An 18,999-nucleotide genomic window follows, 5' to 3' on the forward strand; every position below is an offset into this window, starting at 1 on the left:
TGAGGGCGGGCCCCATCGCCCGGGGTCCCGGTTTGATCATGGTCTCGCTCATGGCGGATACCGCTGACCAGCACAAACCGAGTTTGCAAGTCTGCGCCCCGGACGACTCTGGGGCCCTCGAGGAGCCCCCACGGACTTACCGCCCCACCCTAGGATCACCGGGACGCGGCGGCGAGGATGTCCTCCAGGGTGCGCACGGCCAGGATCGGCGGCCGCGTGTCGGCGGTGACGAAGCTGAGCGGCCAGTCGAGGCCGGGGGAGAGTGGGCGGACGGCGATGTCCTCGACGGGCGGGGAATCGGTTTCGGGCACGATCGCGACGCCGAGTCCGGCGTGGACGTACCGGGGAATGACGCGGATGTCGGCCACCTCCACGGCGACGCGGCGTGGGGAGCCGAGGTCGTCGTAGGCGCGGTCGGTGACGACGCGGTTGCCGAATCCCCTTGGCGTGTCGATGAAACGCTCGCCCGACAGATCGGCCAGCGTCACCGCGCGTTTCGCCGACATCGGATGCCGGGACGGCAGGAGCGCAACGAACGGCCGGTTCTCGAGCGGTAGTGCCCGGAGCCCGGCGAGATCGGCGCTGGGCAGCCCGACCAGCGCCGCGTCGAGCCTGCCCTGCCGGACATCGGCGGCGAGACCGGTCGAACCGGCCACGGAGACGGTGACGTGGATATCGACCAGCGGGTGCTTGCGGTGGAACGCGCCGAGCACGGCGGGCAGGTCCAGGCGCCCCATCGAGCTCAGCGTGCCGAACCGCAGGCTGCCTCGCAGACCCGCGGACGTCTGCTGGACCACGGCGCGGGCGCGTTCGAAAGCCTCCAGCGCGTTTTTCGCCTCGGGGAGGAACAGCGCGCCGTCGGAGGAGAGGGCGACCCGGCGGGTCGAGCGGTCGAACAGCTTGGTGCCGAGTTCGGTCTCCAGCGCGGTGATCGCGGCCGAAACCGTGGATTGGACGGTGAAGAGCCGTCGTGCCGCGCGCGTGAAGCTGAGCTCCTCGGCCACCGCGACGAAGTAGGCGAGCTGCCGGTTGTCCATGCGGCCCATCTTATCGGTACTGTCGATTACTGAGACAAAGATTGTTCGTTGGACTTGGTCAATCGAAGGGCGCAAGGTGGACGGCGAAAGGTTCGTACACCGGAAGGTCCCGTCATGGTCGACATCGCCACCCCTGCCCGCCCCGTTCGCGTGCGGCGGGTGAGTCATGGCTCGGGGTTCGTGGTCATCGCCGTCGCTTTCCTCACCGCGATGGCGTTCTCGACGTTGCCCACCCCGCTGTATGCGCTTTACCAGCGGCAGGACGGCTTCCCGACGTTCGTCGTCACGGTCGTCTTCGCGGCTTACGCGGTCGGTGTGATGGCGAGCCTTTACCTCGCCGGACACGTCAGCGACTGGCTCGGGCGGCGCCGCGTCATCCTCGCCGCGCTGCTGGCCGAAGCGCTGGCCGCGGCCTTGTTCCTCGTCTCGGGGGACGTGCCGGTCCTGATCGTCGCGCGCCTGATCAGCGGCGCCGGGGTCGGCACGATCACCGCGACGGCGACGGCGCATCTGTCGGAGCTGCGGACGATCGCGCGGCCCGAGGCCGATCTCGGCCGCTCCGGACTGGTCGCCACTGTCGTCAACGCCGGGGGACTGGCCGTCGGCCCGCTCGTCGGCGGCTTCTTCGCCCAGTTCGCCGATCGTCCGTTGAAGACGCCGTTCGTGGTCTTCCTGATCGTGCTGCTGCTCGAAGCCCTGGTGGTGAGCCTGGTCCCGGAGACGGTCGAGCGCCGCGAGGAGCGTCCCGCCTACCGCCCGCAACGGGTTTCGCTACCGGCGTCGGCGCGTCCGAAGTTCGTCGGCGCCGCGACCGGCGCATTCGCGGCGTTCGCGATTTCCGGGCTGTTCATGGCGCTCGCGCCGACGCTGCTCGCGACCGGCCTGCACCAGACCTCCCGGCTGCTCTCCGGGGTGGCGCCGTTCGCGATGCTCGGGTCGGCGGCGCTGGCACAGGTGGTGTTCGACCGGCTCGGAGCGCGCACTCAGCTGCGCCTGGGCTTCGGGTCGATGATGACGGGCCTTGTCGTGCTCTCGGTAGCGGTCTTCGCGGCTTCGCTGCCCCTGTTCCTCGTCAGCGCGGTCGTCGCCGGAGCGGGATTCGGCCTGGGGTTCCGGGCGTCGGTGGCCACGGTCGCGGCGCTGGCCGATCCGTCGTCGCGAGGGGAGACGCTCGCGGCGTTGTTCCTCGTCGCCTACGCCGGGCTCGTGCTGCCGATCCTGCTCGTCGGCGTGGCGCTGGTCTGGCTGCCGAGCGCCACGGCGCTGCTCGGCTTCTCCGTACTGGAACTGCTCCTGCTCGGCTGGGCGGCGCGCCGCACGCTCGGCACCTCCTGAGCGCGCCCGCCGTCCACAGTGGACACTACTTCCCGGTGGGGCGGCGGTGCAGCAGGTCGAACCGGGACCACATCGCCTCCGCGGCCTCGACGGATTCGCTCGTGCGGGCCGGGTCGACCGCGGCCAGCTGGGCGACGATGGCTTGGGCCAGCGCCATTCCCGCGGTCAGGGACGGGAAGAACGTCACCCCTTCGGCGGGCACCATGAGGACGTGTTCCGCGGCGTCCGCGAGCGCGGGACTCGCGGCGTCGGTGATGGCGAACACCCGCGCACCCCTGCTCTTGGCCTCGTTCGCGGCGCGGACCGTGCTTTCGTACAGGCGCCAGAAACTGATCGCGACCAGTGCGTCGGCGGCGGTGAGCTTCGCGACGACGTTGGCGAGTTCGGCGTTGCCCGCCGTCACCGCGTGGACGTCGTAGCCGGCGAGCCGCGCGTTGTGCGCGAACGCGATTCCGACGGCGGCATAGCTGCCGTCGGCGAGCACCACCGTGCGGCGCGCCCCGGCGAGCGCCTGGGCGACCTCACGGATCACCTTCTCGTCGAACCGCCGGTCGAGCAGGGCGAGACTGTCGAGGTCGCGGCGCAGGGAGGCCGAGCCCGGCGAGCCGGCGCCGCGGTGCTCCTCGGCGACCTGCGGCGCGCTGAGCGACGACAGGTAGCGCGCCCGCAGCTCCTGTTGCAGCGCGGGCCAGCCGGCGAAGCCCAGCGCCTGCGCCGTGCGGGTCACGGTCGCGACGTTGACCCCGGCGAGCTGCGCCAGTTCGGCCGTCGAACCGAACGACGCCCGCCTCGGCTGGGAGACGAGCATTTCGAGCACCGCGGCCGATTTCGGCCGGAGTCCCCGTTCGGGCAGCCGGTCCCGCAGCCACGCCTCGAAACCGTCGCCGGTCCTCGTCCGCGCCACCACGACGCACCTCCTTCGACCGCGTGACCGCAACGAACCACGATCCTCTGCAAAGAGCATTGCAGCTTTGCGGAAATGCAGTATACGTTGTCCGCAGTCTCGTTGCCCGGACACGGAAGGCGTTTTCCATGACGCTGCTGGCACGACTGGACCGGCTCCCGCTGAGCCGCCCCCACTACAAACTGCTGCTCATCGGCGGGCTGGGCTACACCTTCGACGGAATGGACTCCGCGATCGTCGCCTTCCTCCTTCCCAGCGCGAAGGCGGCTTGGCACCTCGACAACGGCCAGCTGGGGCTGATCGGTTCGGCCGCCCCGTTCGGCTTCCTCTTCGGCGCGATCGCCGCGGGCCTGCTCGGCGACCGCATCGGCCGCAAGAAGGTCATGATGTACGCGCTGGCCTTCTACACGGCGTTCACGGTCGTCGCGGCGTTTTCCCCGAACTACGAAGTGTTTCTCGGTGCCCGGGTACTGGCGGGTGCGGGCGGGGGCGCCGAAAGCGCGATCATCGCGCCGTTCCTGGCCGAGTTCGTCCCCGCCAGGCGGCGTGGATGGTTCGTGGGCGCGCTCGCCGGGTTCTTCTCCTTCGGCTTCGTCGCGGCGGCGCTGATCGGCCGGTTCGTCGTGCCGTCGGTGCCCGAAGGCTGGCGCGTCGCGCAGTTGATCACCGCGCTGCCGATCGTCCTGCTGCTGTGGTGGCGCCGGTCCCTGTCCGAGTCACCGCGTTTCCTGCTCGCGCAGGGACGGGACGCCGAGGCGGAACATGTTGTGTCCACTTTGGAACGTGCCGTCGAGAAGGCGACCGGGACCGCGCTGCCCCCGGTGCCCGCCGCCGACGCCCAGCCCGCGACGCGGACGCCGAAGGTCAACCTCCTCAGCGCGCTGAAGTTCCTGTGGAGCCCGGCGATGGCGCGCCGCACGGCGGTGATCTGGACCGTCTGGTTCGTGATCACGTTCTCCTACTACGGCTTCTTCTCGTGGATCCCGACGCTGCTGGTCGATCGCGGGATCACGGTGACCAAGAGCTTCGAGTTCTCCATCATCATCTACCTCGCCCAGGTGCCGGGGTACTTCTCCGCCGCCTGGCTGTCCGAACGGCTCGACCGCAAGCACACCATCGCGCTGTACCTGACCGGCTCGGCGGTGAGCGCTTTCTGGCTGAGCCGGACGAACGCGCCGTGGTCGATCACACTGGCCGGTGCGGTGCTGTCGTTCTTCCTCAACGGCACCTACGCCGGCGTGTACTCCTATACCCCCGAAGTGTTCCCGACCTGGATCCGCGCCAGTGGCACCGGCCTGTCCAGCGCGTTCGGCCGGTTCGGCAGCATCCTGGCGCCGACGATCATCGGCCTGTCCGCGGCGAGCCTCGGGTTCGCCGGTGTCTTCGGCCTCACCACGGCCGTGCTCGCCGCCGGGGTGGTGTGCGTGGTCGTGTTCGGCCTGGCCACCGCGGGCCGCTCGCTCGAAGAACTGACCGAACACGGTGCACCGGTGGCCACCGCGAAGGAGATGACGAAGTGACCGAACTGTCCACTGTGGAGGAAAAGGAGATCACGTGAACGGATCGTTGCTGCTGCGCAACGCCCGGCTGCTCGACCCGCTGACGGGGGAGTACACCGAGGGTGACCTGCGGTGCGCCGAGGGCCGCGTCGCCGAGGTGGGGCCCGGCCTCGCCGCGGCCGACGTCCGGACCGAGGACCTGCGGGGCGCGTTCGTGCTGCCGGGACTGATCGACGCGCACGTCCACGTCACCGCATCGACCGCGGATCTGCCCTCGCTGCCGTCGTGGTCACCGTCCTATGTGGCCGCACACAGCGCCCGCACGATGAGCGGGATGCTCGACCGCGGTTTCACCACGGTCCGGGACGCCTGCGGCGCCGACTACGGCCTCGCCGACGCCCAGGCGGAAGGGCTGTTCCGCGGTCCCCGGCTGTTGTTCTGCGGCCGCGCGCTGAGCCAGACCGGCGGGCACGGCGACGACCGTGGCCGCGGCACCCACGTCAAGGACGCCCACCCGTGCTGCGCCGGGCTCAGCCGGGTCGCCGACGGGGTGGACGCCGTCCGCGCGGCGGCCCGCGACGAACTGCGCAAGGGTGCGCACCACATCAAGATCATGGCCTCCGGCGGGGTGGCCTCGCCGACCGACCGCATCGATTCGATCCAGTACTCCGCAGGCGAAATCCGCGCGATCGTCGAGGAAGCCGAGGCGGCGAACCGCTACGTCGCCGCGCACGCGTACACCGCCCGCGCCGTCAACCGCGCGCTGGAACTCGGTGTCCGCTCGATCGAACACGGCAATCTCCTCGACGACCGCAGTGTCGAGCTGTTCGCCGAACACGACGCGTTCCTCGTGCCGACGCTCGTGACGTACTGGGCGCTGAAGGAGGAGGGCCGCGAACACGGGCTGCCGGAAGGCAGCTGGCGCAAGGTCGACGACGTCCTCGGCGCGGGCATGGCGGCGCTGGAACGGGCCGCGCGCGGCGGCGTGAAGCTGGTCTACGGCACCGATCTGCTCGGCGGGATGCACCGGCACCAGAACCACGAGTTCCGGCTGCGCGGGGAGGTGCAGTCGCCGTTGGAGGTCATCCGGTCCGCGACCTCGACCGCGGCCGAGCTGCTGAACCTGACGGGCAAGATCGGTACGCTGGTACCAGGAGCGCACGCCGATCTGCTGGTGCTCGACGAAGACCCGCTGGCCGACCTCGGCGTGCTGGCCGAACCGAAGCGCTTCCGCCACATCGTCCAGGGCGGCGTCCCGGTCGCCGGTGCCGCGGCCTGAGCAGGAAAGGTGGACTCGGTGCACGACTACGAGATCTTCGACCTCGGCGACTTCGTTCTGCAGCACGGCGCGACGCTGCGCGGCGCGCGGCTGGCGTACAAGACCTACGGCACGCTCGACGCGGACAAGAGCAACGCGATCGTCTACCCGACCTGGTATTCGGGCCGCCACTGGGACAACGAGTGGCTGATCGGCGAGGGCAGGGCGCTTGATCCGGCGCGGTACTTCGTCATCGTGCCGAACATGCTCGGCAACGGCCTGTCCAGTTCGCCGAGCAACACCCCGCCGCCGTACGACAGGGCGCGCTTTCCCAACGTCACCATGGCGGACAACGTCGAGGCCCAGCACCGGCTGGTGACCGAGCACTTCGGCATCCGGACGCTGCCGCTGGTGACCGGCTGGTCCATGGGCGCCGGGCAGACCTACCAGTGGGCGGTGTCGCATCCGGAGATGGTGCAGCGGATCGCGCCGTTCTGCGGCTCCTCGGTCACCAGTGAGCACAACAAGGTGTTCCTCGAAGGCGTCAAGGCCGCGCTCACCGCGGACGACGCCTTCCGCGGCGGGTGGTACGACCAGCCGCCGGTCAAAGGCCTGCGCGCGGCGGCGCGGGTGTACGCGGGCTGGGGCTTTTCCCAGGCGTTCTACTGGAACCAGGTCTACCGGGAGATGGGCTACAGCTCACTGGAGGACTTCCTGGTCGGCTTCTGGGAGGGGTTCTTCCTCGACGACCGCGACGCGAACAACCTGCTCACCATGCTGTGGACCTGGCAGAACGCCGACGTCGGCCGGACGCCGGGATTCGACGGCGACACGGTGGCCGCGCTGCGCTCGATCACCGCGAAGGCGATGGTGCTGCCCGCGGAGAAGGACCTCTACTTCCCGCCCGAGGACGAGGCGTGGGCGTGCCGGCACATCGCGAACGCCGAGCATCGCGTGATTCCCGGTGTCTGGGGCCATTTCGCCGGTGGCGGCAACAACCCGGTGGACATCGAGTTCATCGACGCCGCGCTCAAGGAACTGCTGGCTCGCTGAGCCGTCGGCGGCAGCGCGTCAGCCCTTGCGGGCCGCGATTCGTTCGCGGATCTCGTCGAAGTGGTGGTGCACGGCTTCGGTGATTTCGGCGCGCTTCCCGCCGCGGATCGCGTCGACGATCTTCTGGTGCTTGGCGACCAGTGCGTCCGAAGTGGACAGTGTCGGCCCGACCAGTGACTCGGCCTGCTGGTAGACCTCCCAGAACAACCGGACCAGCTCGAGTGCGAGGTCGTTGCCCGCGGCCGCGCAGATCAGCTCGTGGAACTCCCGGTCCGCGGCGGGGGCCGTGGCGGGCGTGCGCATCCGCTCGACGCGGTCCTGGAGCTCGTCGAGCAGCTTCGCCGGCGGGTTCTCCGCGACGCGCCGGGCCAGATCGGTCTCCAGGATCTGGCGGACCTCCATCAGGTCGTACAGTCCGCTGAGGTCGTCGCGGGAGCGGGCCTTGGTGCGGAACAGCAGGGACGGGATGAGCGCCGTCATGCTCGCGGTGCCGACGAAGGTGCCGTGGCCGCGCCGGATGTCGACGATGCCGAGCGCCTGGAGCGTGCGCACCGCCTCACGCACGGAGTTGCGGGCGGCGTCGAACTCCGCCATCAGCCTGTGCTCCGGGGGAAGGGGGTCCCCGGCTCCGAGCTCCTCGCGGTCGATCAGCGCGATGATCGACTCGACCAGCTCCTGGCTGCGCAGTGCTCGCACCATTGCCCCCTCCTCGGTCCGTGGGTTACGGTACCCATCCATCGTAAGACGTCCAACGTCCTACGTATACACGCGACCATCGAAGAAGGTGAGCGACGTGGAACTCTCGGGCGTGCCGTGGTACCGGCGGCTGGATCGCGGGCAGTGGAAGGCGTTCGGCGCGGCCTGGCTGGGCTACCTGCTCGACGGGTTCGACTTCGTGATCATCACGCTGGTGCTGACCGAGCTGGCGGGTTCGCTGCACCTGACGCTGGCGAGCGCGGCGAGCCTGGTCTCCGCGGCTTTCGTGTCACGCTGGTTCGGCGGCCTGCTGCTGGGCGCGATCGGCGACCGCTTCGGCCGCAGGCCCGCCATGATCCTCAGCATCCTGTGCTACGCCGTGGGTACCGCGCTGTGCGGTTTCGCCTGGAGCTACTGGTCGTTGTTCGTGTTCCGGGCGATCGTCGGCATCGGCATGGCGGGCGAGTACGGCTCCAGCACCACGTACGTCATGGAAAGCTGGCCCGCCGCCCTGCGCAACCGGGCCAGCGGGTTCCTCCTCGCGGCGTTCCCGGTCGGCAACGTCCTCGCCGCGCAGGCTTATGGGCTCATCGTGCCGAGCTTCGGCTGGCGATGGCTGTTCTGGCTCGGGATCGTCCCGGTCCTGCTCACCCTGTGGATCCGCCGGTCGCTGCCCGAGGCGGCCGACTGGACGCGTGAAGTGGCGAAGCGGCGCGTGCGCGAGACCAGCGCGTCGGTGCTGTTGTCCGGCCGGCGGGTCTGGGTCAACGCCGGGCTCGGTGTGGTGGTCGCGGTGTCCCTCGTGCTGATCTTCTCCGGCTCGGCCGGCGGGCTGTCCTGGTTGTGGATTGCCTTGTGCGTACTGGGTTTCGTGGTGTTCGCGGTGCAGCTGACCGGCCGGGGCTGGCCGACGGCGGTGGCGCTGATGGTCACCGTGTTCTGCGCGTTCCTGTTTTCGTGGCCGATCCAGTCGCTGCTGCCCACCTACCTCAAGACCGTGTCGCACTACGGGGCCGGCGAGGTGGCGGGTGCCCTGACCTGGGCAGGTCTCGGCTACGCGGTGGGCTGCTGCCTGGCCGGTCTCGCCGGTGACCGGTTCGGCACCCGGCGCACCTACGTCGTGGGCCTGCTGCTGTCGCTGGTGTTCGTCTTCCCCGTCTTCGCGCTCGGTCCCGGCAACTTCCTCCTGGTGTGCGTGCTGTTGTTCGCCCTGCAACTCACCGGCGCCGGGGTGGCCGGGCTGCTGCCGAAGTACATCGGCGACCACTTCCCGGTGCGGCTCCGGGCCGCCGGGCTCGGTTTCACCTACAACGTCGGGGCGCTCGGCGGCGCGGTCGCACCGGTGCTGGGCACCCAGATCGCCGCACATCTCGGACTCGGGACGGCGCTGGTCCTGCTCGCCACCGGACTCACCCTGCTCACCGCGTTGCTCGTCGGATTCGACGTCCCCGCAAGGCTTTCCCGGCGCGCACAGGACTCGTCCGCGCTCGTCCCCGTCGAATGACCCTGCCCGAGAAAGGTTTCTTCTGCCATGGCTGACTCCCTGCGGCTTCACGGCGTCGTCCCGCCGTTGGTCACCCCGCTCGGCCCGGACGGGGACGTGGACGCCGCGTCGCTGCGGAGGCTTGTCCGCTTCCAGTTGGCGGCCGGGGTGCACGGCGTGTTTCTCTGTGGTTCCTCCGGCGAGGTCGCGCTCCTCGACGCGGGGCAGCGGCACGTGGCCGTCGAGACGGCCGTGGACGAGGTCGCCGGGGCCGTTCCGGTTCTGGTCGGCGCAGTCGACAGCGGGACGAGGCAGGTCATCGGACACGTCAGGCAGGCGGAAACCCTGGGCGCCGACGCCGTCGTCGTCACCGCGCCGTACTACGTCCAGCCGCACCCGGACGAGATCGTCGCGCATTTCCACACGGTGCGGGACACGGCCGGAATTCCTTTGGTGGCCTACGACATCCCGTCCGCGGTCGGCGCGCGGCTGACTCCGGACATCGTGGAGCGGCTCGCGGAAACGGACACCGTCGTGGCGTTGAAGGACTCCAGCGGCGACCTCGCGACGTTCCGCGAGATCCTGCGCCGGCTTCCGGAACTGCCCGCGCTGACCGGATCCGAACTCTTCGCGGACACCGCGGTCCAACTGGGCGCGGCCGGAATCGTGCCAGGACTGGGCAACGTGGACCCGGAGGGCTACGTCCGGCTCTACGGAGCGGCGCGTGACGGGGATTTCGCGGCCGCGGCGGCCGAACAGGACCGGCTGGCCCGGCTGTTCACCATCACGACCGTCGCCGACCGGCGGCGGATCGGCCACACCGCGGGCGCCCTCGGCGCGTTCAAGGCGGCCGTGGCACTGCGTGGCGTCATCGCCGACGCGCGCACCAACCCGCCGCTCCTGCCGCTCAACGAGGCGGAAATCCGCGAAATCGCCGCTCTGCTCACCGAACTCGACCTTGGCCCGGTGCTTCAACCCCGGTAGTGTCCTTTGTGGATTGTTCCGCTGCGAAGGCTTCCTTCACGGCATTCGGTACGGCTCGGAGTGGGTGGCTGCAACGGGGTGCCTCTCGGACTCCTTCCGTCCACGCCGACGGCATCACCTGACGTCGCGAACGCTCCGTTGCCGACGATGAACGTCCCGAACGGAGCGTTCGCGACATCCAAGACCGCCACGCGACCCGCCCCTGTGGACTCCCGGTGCGGGAAGCCGTGGGGGCGGCTCACCACTCGGTCTGGCGTGGGGTCAGCGCGTCCTCGACGGCCGTCATCGCGGGGGCGTCCGGATTGTGGTGGGTGCGGACCATGTCGTCCGTCGTCGGGTACTGCTCGGGGCGACGGGGTGGCACGGTGGTGATCAGCAACGTCTTCGCGGGCTCCTTCTCGAAGAACCGGGTGATCGCCAAACCGTTGCTCACCACGGCTTTCGTGCCGATTTCCACGGCGAGTGCCTGTCCGGCGCCCGCTTGCCAGCCGTGTTCCCACATCGGGGCCGCGAGCACGGGAACGAGCAGATGGGTGACCCCGGCCGCGATGAGGTGCCGCTGCCGTTCCTGGCGTCCGACGTCTTCGCAGATCTGCACGGCGAACCGGCCCGACCGGGCTTCGAGCAGGGTGATGACGGGATCGTGAGAGATGTATTCGTCGCGTTTGACGCCGCCGAGGTCGATGCCGTACTCGGTCTGTTTCTCGGTGGTGAAACAGAAACCCGACAGCTTGTCCTGGGTGAGGAAGGGGTCGAGCCAGCCGCCGCGGTGCAGCAGCACGGCGCGGTTCGGCGGGCGGCCGCTGACGGGCATCGGCCCGGCGGCGCGCACCGGGCCGGTTCCCAGCAGGAGCCAGGTGAGCGCGCTGTCCTCCGGCTGTGGGGTCGCCCGGAGCAGCTCACGCCACTTTTCGAGCAGGCCGTCGTCGAGGCAGCCTTCGGGCAGGACCGCCAGCACGGCGCCGCTCTGGTCGAGGGCGGTCAGCGCCGCGCCCAGCCGTCCTTCGAGACGGGCCGCCTCGGGTGCGGCGGTGTAGAACGCGCCTCCCGGCTTGTCGATGGTGTCCCAGCGGACGTCGGCTCGCTCGGCCAGCAGAGGCAACTGGGCGACGGCCAGCGGCGGGGCAGGGGCGAGTTCGCGCTCTCCCGGCCGAACCGGCGCCTTGGGCAGGTCGTGAAGGGCGTGGACGTGGCAGACCTGAAGGTTCTCGCTCAGCTGGGACGGGATCCGCAGCAGGTGCAGGAAGCCGTCGATCGAGTCCGGATCCTCGCCGGGACGGTGCGCCGACGACCGCCGTGGCAGCAGTATCCCGCTGCTCCGGTCGTTGAGCCTGCCCGTCATCTCGAAGCGCACCTGGAGGTAGTCGAGCGCGCGGGCGTCGAGGCGAGCCGTCTCGCCGACCGCGCCGAGCAGAGCGAGGTCCAGGCCGAGCAGGATGCCGAACCGCTCCGGCTGGTCGAGGGCGGGGGAGGACAGCCAGTGCTCGGCCAGGACGCCGGTCCGGCCGACCTCGGCACAGACCGCGGCGGCGGTCTTCTGGACCTCCTCCAGCTCGGACCAGTCGCCGAGCAGATCCGCGGGGATGTGGCTCAGCCGGTCGTAGAGGTTGACGAACGCGTCAGCGGGATCCATACTTAACACTTCCTTGATTCACGGAGGTGGGCCTCATGCTCCCTACGGCGGAAGTCGCCGCGTCCGGCGCGGACCAAGCGGTCGACGACGGACGGGCGGGACTGCGGCGAGGCTTCGAGGTCTGGGCGGAGAAGCTCAAGGAGGAAACCGGCGAAGGGAAGGTGCTCGGTGAGCGCGCGGCTGTCGACCGATGGGCGGCCGCGGTGGGGAGATGGCTGGTCGACGCCGCTCTGCTCGCCGACATCTCCGGGCTGGAATCCGCCTTGCGTGCCTTCCGGTCCGCCGCGACGCGATTGCAGCCGAACGGTGCGACAGCGCGTCTTGAGGCGGTGATCCTGGGGCTGGCCGAAGTCGCCCAGTCCGGTCTCGACCGGGCGGAGCAGGCGGCACTCGCCGACACGCTGGACCCACGTTCCTGGGCGGCCAGAATGCTCGTGCTCGCGTATCGGGAACCGCACATCACCAGTGCCGCCATCCGCGACAGGCTGGACGTGCACGACGCGCAGATCAGCCGCAGTGGCAAAGCACTCCTCGAACGCGGGCTCGTCGTCAAGACCCGGCACGGCCGGTCGAAAGGCTGGTACGCCACCCCGCGCGGCGAGGCGATTGCCGCTCGGCTGGCGGAACGCGAAAGCGACTGACCATTTCCGCTCGACGTCGTTGCCCGGCAGATCGCCGGTTCGGTGCCCGCATCCGGAATCCACGCGCCCTCCCACTACCTCAGCGATAGTCGCCGGGAGTGGCGCGATGGTTACGCCTTTCGCGCTATCGGCCTAACGGCGGGCTCGGTGCGCGGGGTTCAGGAACCGGTGGCGCTGGGCAACAGCGGCGGGCAGCCCGCGGTGACGTAGCCGGGGTCGTATTCGAAATGCCAGGTTTCGTTCTCGTACCGGCGGCACCAGCCCAGCGCCCGCCCGTTCCGTTCCACCCAGGTGGACGCGGCGATCGGCTGGATATCCACCGCGATTCCCTTGACGTGATTGGATTTTTCCGGCGGAAGAACGTATTTGGCCGCCAGTTCCCGCGTGCCGAACCGCTGGACCGCGTCGTCGAACTCGTGCTGCTGCTGAGCCAGGCTGCGTTTGCCGTCCATCAGGCACAACGTGGTCCCCTGGCTGCTCGCGGCGGCTCGCAGGCGGTTGAACGCTTCGCCGACCTCGGGCCGTAACCCGGTCGGGGGTTCGTCGGCGTACCGCTTGTCCAGCGGGCACACCGTGCCGCCGTCCGGCCCGGGGATTCCCTCCCACAAGGGCGTGGCCTGCCCCGGCAGCGTCGTCGAACTCCACGGCGCGGCGCCGCTGATGCCGAAGACGACCAGCGCCGCGAGCACCAGCGCGATGGCGAGTTCGGCCAGCGCGAGGATCGACCGCCCGCTTGTGGTCACGATGACACTTCCCCCATTCGGATGACACGCTTTCCCGGTAGACGTGCGGTCCCGGGGAAGGTTGCGCGCCGGGAGCTTGATCACGATCGCGACCGCCGGTCCGGTAGTGGGTAATTCGGCCGTGGGTGACCGTCCGCCGATGCGGAATTCTCGACGCGCAACGCCGGTGCGGGAAGGAGTCGGGCATGACCACTGGTGCCTACCGGGTGCTGCCGTCCGAGGTCGGGGCGGTGGCGAAGACGGTCGAAGGAATCGGGGTGTCGCTGCTTTCGGCGACACGTGACCTGGAGTCGCTCGTGCTCGACGCGCTGTCGTTCGCCGGGATCGGCAGTGCCGTCGCGGCGGGGAACTCCGCGATGCACTCGCAGCTGGGGGCCGCGCTGGGCCGGTTCCTTCACCTCGTCGAGGAGGTGAACGGCAACGTCAAGGTGGCCGCCAAGGCGTATGCCGACACGGACGGCGCGGTGGCCGAAGGCTACGGCGGCAGGCGGGAGACGCCACACAGCGGTGGTGCCGCGGCACCGGCCGCGGTGGCCGCGCCGGGGCAGCTGGACCCGCGGGTCGTCGACTCGATCATGCGGTCCGAGGGCGCGACCGGGGAACAGGGCGGTGTGCCCGAGGCGTACGGCTTCCGGCAGAGCATGCACAACGGCTACGACCGGATCATGGCCGCCCGCCGGGAGCACGGCATCGGCAGCGCGGAGGAACGCGCCGTCGTGACCGAGCTGATGACGGCCAACGCCCGCCGGGCCGGGGCGCTGAACTTCACCGATCCCGGGACCCAGGCCGCGATCATGTCCGGCGCGCACATGCGCGGGGCCGGCGGGGTGCGCGCGATCCTGAACCACATGGCGGGCGCGGACGTCGTGCGCAGCGCGCGGGCCCTCGACGCCGGAACCGCCGGCTACGTGCAGGGGCTCACCCCCGAACAGTTCCAGCAGCAGTTCCACGACGCCCGCATCGAGTACGACCGGCAGGTCTACGGCGACACGACCACCCGGCAGGGCGGGCACACGCAGAACTGGTGGGACCGGTACGGGAACGGCCTCGTCCGCCGTTACGACCGCGAACAGGACGAGTTCCTCGGCTTGTCCCGGCCGGGGGACTGAGCCGATGACCGTGCGGCTCGATGTCCTTTGTGGATGGTGCGGGAGCCGGTGCCGGGCCCGGCGGGACTGGAAGACCAGCGTGCGGCGGGTCAGGAGGTCCGCGTCCCTCTGGCCGGCGCACCCGGCCGAGGCCAGGATCTCCTCCGTGCCCGTCGCGCCGGCCTTGGACAACTTCCTGCGATAGGCGGTCCGGGCCCCGGACTCACGCGGACGGGTGGCGGTGCGCCGTTTGTACGTCCTTTGTATCCCGTGGCGTGATCCTCTGCGCTATCCGATCCGGGAGAGTGGAGGACAGGGATGCTCACCAAGGCCGCCGTGCTGACGGCGCTCACCGCCGCGGCGCTCGCCGTGGCCGTACCGGTGCAGGCCGGCGCGGCCACCGCGGCGCTGCCCTCGGCGAACATGGAGGCCGTGCTCAAGGCGGCGCAGATCGACCCCCGCCGCGCCGACAGCACCCAGACCCCTGGCGCGCACGACAGCGTCCTGCTCGTGGAGCAGGCGTTGCAGGCGAAGGGGCTGCTGGAGGCGAAGTACGTCGACGGCTACTTCGGCACCACGACGATCACGGCGTACTCGAAGTACCAGAAGTCGTTGGGCTACACCGGGATCGACGCGTCGGGCCTGCCGGGCAAGACCTCGCTGGAGAAGCTGGGCGACGGCCGGTTCACGGTGTCGGGCGTGGTCTCGGCGGGCAGCCACGTGACCTACCACGGTGTCACGCTCAACACGCGTACCAAGGCAATGCTCGTGGAGGCCGAGAAGAAGCTGGGTTACCAGGTCAGCCTGACGCAGGGCTCGTACAACCCGGGCGGCGTGGACGCTTCGGCGGGCACGCACGACGGCGGCGGCGCGATGGACATCTCGGTGTCGGGCATGTCGACCGCGACCCGCACGACGGTGCTGAAGGCGCTGCGCCAGGTCGGGTTCGCGGCGTGGCTGCGCACCCCGGCACAGGGCTTCGCCTACCACATCCACGCGATGGCGATCTCCGACCCGGACCTCTCCTCGGGCGCCCAGCACCAGACCGGTGACTACTACCTGGGCATGAACGGGCTCGCCGGTCGTGGCGCGGACGACGGCCCGTCGGTTCCGAAGGTGACCTGGGAGGAGTACCAGCGCGGCTGACCCCGGCCGCCGGGACCCGGACGCACGTCCCCGCGTCCGGGTCCCGGCGTTTCATCGCAGGCTTCGGCGTACCGGCGGGAGCCAGACCATGACCGCCAGGGCGAGGGCGATCACCAGCGCGAGGAGATCCAGGGCGAGGCCGGGCAGCAGAGCCCGGCCGAGGTCCAGCCTCTCGTCCGGGATGAGCGAAAGCAGGCAGACGAACAGAAAGGTCAGCCCGCCGCAGACCGTGACAAGGCCCTGCCCGGCGCGTACCCGCGCGAGCAGCAGACCTCCGCCGACCAGCGCGGCCAGCCCGCCGAACACGATGCTGAGACGCCCGAGCAGGAGCGGCGGGTACGTGCTGAGTTCAGCCAGCAGATACACCTCGTGCACCAGCAGCGCGTCCGCGAGGAGGTACACGCCGAACACGAGCGACACCACGCCCACCAGGACAGCGGCCACGGAATCCGGCCTCGCTTGCTGAGGTACGCCCGGCGCCCATGGCTGCGGGTAGGACGCAGGGGTGCTCACGGTGGGCGCCGCGACCACCGTGGTGGCTCCCGCCGGGCTCGCCGCTTGTGCCAGCAGCGCGCTCGCCCGGTCCGCGGTCATCCGCTCGTGGGGTGTTTTCGCCAGCAGGCCGGAGATGACTTCGGCCAGCAGGCCGCGCGTCCTGGTCAGCGGCGGCGGGTCGTTGAGCACGGCGAACAGCGTCGCGGCGGTGTTGTCCCGGTGGAACGGCTCGCCGCCTTCGCTCGCGGCGAGCAGGGCCACGCCGAGCGACCACAGATCGGTGGCGGGGGTGGCCGCTTCACCCCTGATCCGTTCGGGTGCGAGATACGCGGGGGAGCCGATGACCGCTCCGGTCGCGGTGACCCGCTGGTCCATGCCGGACTGCGCGATCCCGAAGTCGGTCAGCTTCACCCGGCCGTCCGCGCTCACCATGATGTTGGCGGGCTTGACGTCGCGGTGCGCGATCCCGGCCGCGTGCGCCGCCACCAGCGCGTCGAGTACCTGCCCGCCGATCGCCGCCACCTGCTGCTCGGGCAGCGGGCCCGTGGCGATCAGGTCCTGCAGCGTCGGTGCCTCGATCAGCTCCATCACGACGAACGGCACGCCGTCCTCGACGATCACGTCGTGGACGGTCACGGCCGAAGGATGGTTCAGCGTTCCCGCGGCGCGTGCTTCGCGCAGGAGCCGGTCGGCCAGCGCGGTGTGCTCCGGTCCGGCGAGGCCCGGCGGCAGCAGCAGTTCCTTCAGCGCGACCTGCCTGCCGATGATCCTGTCCCGACCACGCCACACCACGCCCATCCCGCCGCGGCCCAGTTCCTCGACCAGCGTGTACCGGTCCGCGATCGTGCGCGAAACGGCCGAGGCTTCCCCCAGTTCCGTCACAGTTTTCTCCTTCGACCCGGTCGGCCGAGTCTAGGAAGACGATCATGACTATTCCGTGACATCGTGATGACAGCATCGTCCACAGTGGACGACTGTGCGCACCGTCACCGTCCGGGGCGCGCGCTCCCGGACGGAGCCGCCAGCTTGGCGAGGATGCGGTCCAGCTCGGCCTGTTCGGCGGGTTCGAGCGCGAGCAGCTCGGCGGGCGGTTCGTTGAGGATCCGCTCCGCGGTGGCGAAAACGGCCAGGCCCGCCTCGGTGATGGTCACGATCTTCCGGCGGCGGTCGGCGGGGGAGACGGCGCGCTCGACCAGCCCGCGCTCCTCCAGGTCGTCCACGATCAGGGTCGTGTACGGCTTGTCGGTGGACAGCCGCTCGGTGAGTTCGGTCATGGTCAGCGGGCCCCGCGCCACCTGACGCAGCGCCTTGATCCGGATGAAGCTCATGCCCAGTTCGGCGACGACCCGGGGCCGCCGGTCATGGGAGTCCAGCACGAGCGCGCGCATGCGTTGCCAGCTGCGTCTCGCGCTTGCGCTCATCGCGTGGTCACCGCGCTCCTGGGCTCGGGGTCGAGGGGTGCTGCCATGGTCGCGGACGCGGTACGCCGCGCCCATCGGCCGGTGGTGAGGATACCCAAGACGAGCACGACGGCCCCGCACCCGGCCATCACCCACCAGCCCGCCGCGCCCGCGCCGCCGAGCACGGCCACCCCGAGCGAGGTCCCGACCTGACGGCTCGTCGTGGCGACCGCGGCGGCGACACCCGCCTGTTCGCGAGGCATCCCGGACACCGCGGTGTTCGTGATCGGCGCGTTGAGCATGCCGAACCCGATCCCGAAGACCGCGTAGGCGAGGACGAGGACGGGAACCGGGGTGCCGGGCACGACGGTGGTCAGCAGGACCGCGCTCGCGGTGATGCCGACGCCCGCGACGGCCAGCGGCAGGCGCGGCCCCCTGGTGCCGACGATCCGCCCGGACACCGGCGCCAGCACCCCGGCCAGCACCGCCATCGGCAGGGTCAGCAGCCCGGCGTGCAGCGGGCTGAAGCCGCGGACCTGTTGCAGGTAAAGGGAATTGAGGAAGAGGAACCCGGCGAGCCCCATGAAGCCGCAGATCGCGATGACCGTGGCGCCGGAGAACGGCACGCTCCGGAAGAACCGCAGTTCCAGCAGCGGCTCGGTGCGCCGCCGCTCGTATCCGAGGATGCCGAGCAGGGCGAGCGCGGCCACGACGAAGCAGCCGACGATCCACGGCGAGGCCCAGCCGAGATGCGGGCCTTCGATGATGCCGAAGGTCAGGCTGCCCAGCAGCGCGATCACCAGCACCTGGCCGACGGGGTCGAGCCGCCTCGGCCGAGTGGCCTTCGATTCGGGGACGAACAGCGCGGTGAGCACGATCGCCGCGACGCCGATCGGCACGTTGATCAGGAAGACCGAGCGCCAGCCCGCGGCCGCGACGAGCGCGCCGCCCAGCACCGGCCCCAGCGCCATGCTCAGCCCGACCACCGCGCCCCACAGCCCGATCGCCTGCGCGCGTTCGCGGGGGATGGTGAAGGTGTTGGTGATGATCGACATGGCGACCGGGTTCATCATCGATCCGCCCACCGCCTGCGCGATCCGGAACACGATGAGCCAGCCGGTGCCCGGCGCGACGCTGCACAGCAGCGAGCCGAGCGTGAACAGCGCCAGCCCGGTCTGGAATGTGCGGCGCCTGCCAAGGCGGTCCCCGGTGGACCCGGCCAGCATCAGCAGACTGGCCAGCGTGATCGTGTAGGCGTCGATCGTCCACTGCAGACCCGTCACCGAGGAGCCGAGATCGCGCTGGATGTCCGGCAGGGCCAGCATCACGATCGTCGTGTCGAGCCCCACGATGAACAGCGACAGGCTGCAGATGCCCAGCACCAGGAACCGGCGGCCACGGCTCAGCTCGGTCATCTCGCTCCAGTTGGTTATACGACTACAACAGTGTTGACAGTATAACCAACTGGTCCGGTCGCGCCGGTGAGTTCGCTCACGTCCCACTGCGTCGTCCACAGTGGACAAATGCCGTGTTGGGCGCCCGGACCGCGCCGCCTGGGCGGGGTTGGGGGGGGGCCGGCCCGGGGGGGGGGGGGGGGGAGAGTG

The 18,999-nt window shown here is 70.3% G+C and carries 17 protein-coding genes; 9 read left to right on the plus strand and 8 right to left on the minus strand.

What is annotated here, in order from left to right; translation table 11 throughout:
* Positions 1 to 155 precede the first annotated feature (155 nt).
* A complete protein-coding gene (locus tag ACFWY9_RS19065) occupies positions 156 to 1,037 on the minus strand; it encodes a LysR family transcriptional regulator (RefSeq protein WP_378324077.1) in 882 nt (293 codons plus the stop codon).
* Positions 1,038 to 1,151: 114 nt separating this feature from the next.
* On the opposite strand from ACFWY9_RS19065, the gene ACFWY9_RS19070 reads away from it, so the two are divergent.
* Positions 1,152 to 2,372 carry an MFS transporter gene (locus tag ACFWY9_RS19070; protein ID WP_378324079.1) on the plus strand — a complete coding sequence of 407 codons (1,221 nt, stop codon included), beginning with the start codon at positions 1,152 to 1,154 and terminating at the stop codon, positions 2,370 to 2,372.
* A 25-nt stretch (positions 2,373 to 2,397) separates the two neighbouring features.
* Here the strand turns inward: ACFWY9_RS19070 and ACFWY9_RS19075 are convergent, their stop codons facing one another.
* Positions 2,398 to 3,279, minus strand: coding sequence for a MurR/RpiR family transcriptional regulator (locus ACFWY9_RS19075; RefSeq protein ID WP_378324081.1), 882 nt, complete (start codon positions 3,277 to 3,279; stop codon positions 2,398 to 2,400).
* A 125-nt stretch (positions 3,280 to 3,404) separates the two neighbouring features.
* Here ACFWY9_RS19075 and ACFWY9_RS19080 point away from each other — a divergent pair, with 125 nt between their 5' ends.
* From ACFWY9_RS19080 to ACFWY9_RS19090, 3 genes are read left to right on the plus strand one after another with little or no spacing between them, the layout of a single operon-like run.
* The gene (locus ACFWY9_RS19080) at positions 3,405 to 4,796 is read left to right on the plus strand and encodes an MFS transporter (RefSeq protein WP_378324082.1); all 1,392 of its coding nucleotides are present in this window, start codon (positions 3,405 to 3,407) and stop codon (positions 4,794 to 4,796) included.
* A gap of 34 nt (positions 4,797 to 4,830) precedes the next feature.
* The gene (locus ACFWY9_RS19085; protein WP_378324083.1) at positions 4,831 to 6,054 is read left to right on the plus strand and encodes an amidohydrolase family protein; all 1,224 of its coding nucleotides are present in this window, start codon (positions 4,831 to 4,833) and stop codon (positions 6,052 to 6,054) included.
* A gap of 9 nt (positions 6,055 to 6,063) precedes the next feature.
* Complete coding sequence (locus tag ACFWY9_RS19090; protein WP_378324084.1) at positions 6,064 to 7,086, plus strand: alpha/beta fold hydrolase; 1,023 nt, start codon at positions 6,064 to 6,066, stop codon at positions 7,084 to 7,086.
* Between the two features lie 18 nt (positions 7,087 to 7,104).
* Here ACFWY9_RS19090 and ACFWY9_RS19095 read toward each other — a convergent pair whose 3' ends face one another.
* Positions 7,105 to 7,785 (minus strand): FadR/GntR family transcriptional regulator, encoded by a 681-nt coding sequence (locus ACFWY9_RS19095; protein ID WP_378324085.1) that lies wholly within the window; start codon positions 7,783 to 7,785, stop codon positions 7,105 to 7,107.
* A gap of 85 nt (positions 7,786 to 7,870) precedes the next feature.
* Between ACFWY9_RS19095 and ACFWY9_RS19100 the strand changes: the two genes are divergently transcribed.
* Together ACFWY9_RS19100 and ACFWY9_RS19105 are read left to right on the plus strand one after the other, a co-directional pair.
* Positions 7,871 to 9,286 carry a sialate:H+ symport family MFS transporter gene (locus ACFWY9_RS19100; protein WP_378324086.1) on the plus strand — a complete coding sequence of 472 codons (1,416 nt, stop codon included), beginning with the start codon at positions 7,871 to 7,873 and terminating at the stop codon, positions 9,284 to 9,286.
* Between the two features lie 27 nt (positions 9,287 to 9,313).
* The gene (locus tag ACFWY9_RS19105; protein WP_378324087.1) at positions 9,314 to 10,249 is read left to right on the plus strand and encodes a dihydrodipicolinate synthase family protein; all 936 of its coding nucleotides are present in this window, start codon (positions 9,314 to 9,316) and stop codon (positions 10,247 to 10,249) included.
* Between the two features lie 238 nt (positions 10,250 to 10,487).
* Here the strand turns inward: ACFWY9_RS19105 and ACFWY9_RS19110 are convergent, their stop codons facing one another.
* A complete protein-coding gene (locus ACFWY9_RS19110; RefSeq protein ID WP_378324088.1) occupies positions 10,488 to 11,882 on the minus strand; it encodes a hypothetical protein in 1,395 nt (464 codons plus the stop codon).
* 35 nt (positions 11,883 to 11,917) lie between these two features.
* On the opposite strand from ACFWY9_RS19110, the gene ACFWY9_RS19115 reads away from it, so the two are divergent.
* On the plus strand, positions 11,918 to 12,523 hold the full coding sequence (locus tag ACFWY9_RS19115; RefSeq protein ID WP_378324089.1) for a MarR family transcriptional regulator: 606 nt from the start codon (positions 11,918 to 11,920) through the stop codon (positions 12,521 to 12,523).
* A gap of 158 nt (positions 12,524 to 12,681) precedes the next feature.
* On the opposite strand, the gene ACFWY9_RS19120 is transcribed toward ACFWY9_RS19115, so the two are convergent.
* The gene (locus ACFWY9_RS19120; RefSeq protein ID WP_378324090.1) at positions 12,682 to 13,266 is read right to left on the minus strand and encodes a D-alanyl-D-alanine carboxypeptidase family protein; all 585 of its coding nucleotides are present in this window, start codon (positions 13,264 to 13,266) and stop codon (positions 12,682 to 12,684) included.
* Positions 13,267 to 13,451: 185 nt separating this feature from the next.
* Between ACFWY9_RS19120 and ACFWY9_RS19125 the strand changes: the two genes are divergently transcribed.
* Both ACFWY9_RS19125 and ACFWY9_RS19130 read left to right on the plus strand, forming a co-directional pair.
* Positions 13,452 to 14,375 carry a hypothetical protein gene (locus ACFWY9_RS19125; RefSeq protein WP_378324091.1) on the plus strand — a complete coding sequence of 308 codons (924 nt, stop codon included), beginning with the start codon at positions 13,452 to 13,454 and terminating at the stop codon, positions 14,373 to 14,375.
* 297 nt (positions 14,376 to 14,672) lie between these two features.
* On the plus strand, positions 14,673 to 15,500 hold the full coding sequence (locus tag ACFWY9_RS19130; protein WP_378324092.1) for a peptidoglycan-binding protein: 828 nt from the start codon (positions 14,673 to 14,675) through the stop codon (positions 15,498 to 15,500).
* Positions 15,501 to 15,551: 51 nt separating this feature from the next.
* On the opposite strand, the gene ACFWY9_RS19135 is transcribed toward ACFWY9_RS19130, so the two are convergent.
* The 3 genes from ACFWY9_RS19135 to ACFWY9_RS19145 form a co-directional block, all read right to left on the minus strand.
* On the minus strand, positions 15,552 to 16,877 hold the full coding sequence (locus ACFWY9_RS19135; protein ID WP_378324093.1) for a serine/threonine-protein kinase: 1,326 nt from the start codon (positions 16,875 to 16,877) through the stop codon (positions 15,552 to 15,554).
* 104 nt (positions 16,878 to 16,981) lie between these two features.
* Positions 16,982 to 17,416 carry a MarR family winged helix-turn-helix transcriptional regulator gene (locus ACFWY9_RS19140; RefSeq protein WP_378324094.1) on the minus strand — a complete coding sequence of 145 codons (435 nt, stop codon included), beginning with the start codon at positions 17,414 to 17,416 and terminating at the stop codon, positions 16,982 to 16,984.
* Entirely contained in the window at positions 17,413 to 18,810 is a 1,398-nt protein-coding gene (locus ACFWY9_RS19145; RefSeq protein ID WP_378324095.1) for a DHA2 family efflux MFS transporter permease subunit, read from the minus strand. Before ACFWY9_RS19145 ends, ACFWY9_RS19140 begins: the two co-directional genes overlap by 4 nt.
* Between the last annotated feature and the right edge of the window lie 189 nt (positions 18,811 to 18,999).

This window comes from Amycolatopsis sp. NPDC059027, from assembly GCF_042739735.1.
Classification (GTDB): Bacteria; Actinomycetota; Actinomycetes; order Mycobacteriales; family Pseudonocardiaceae; genus Amycolatopsis.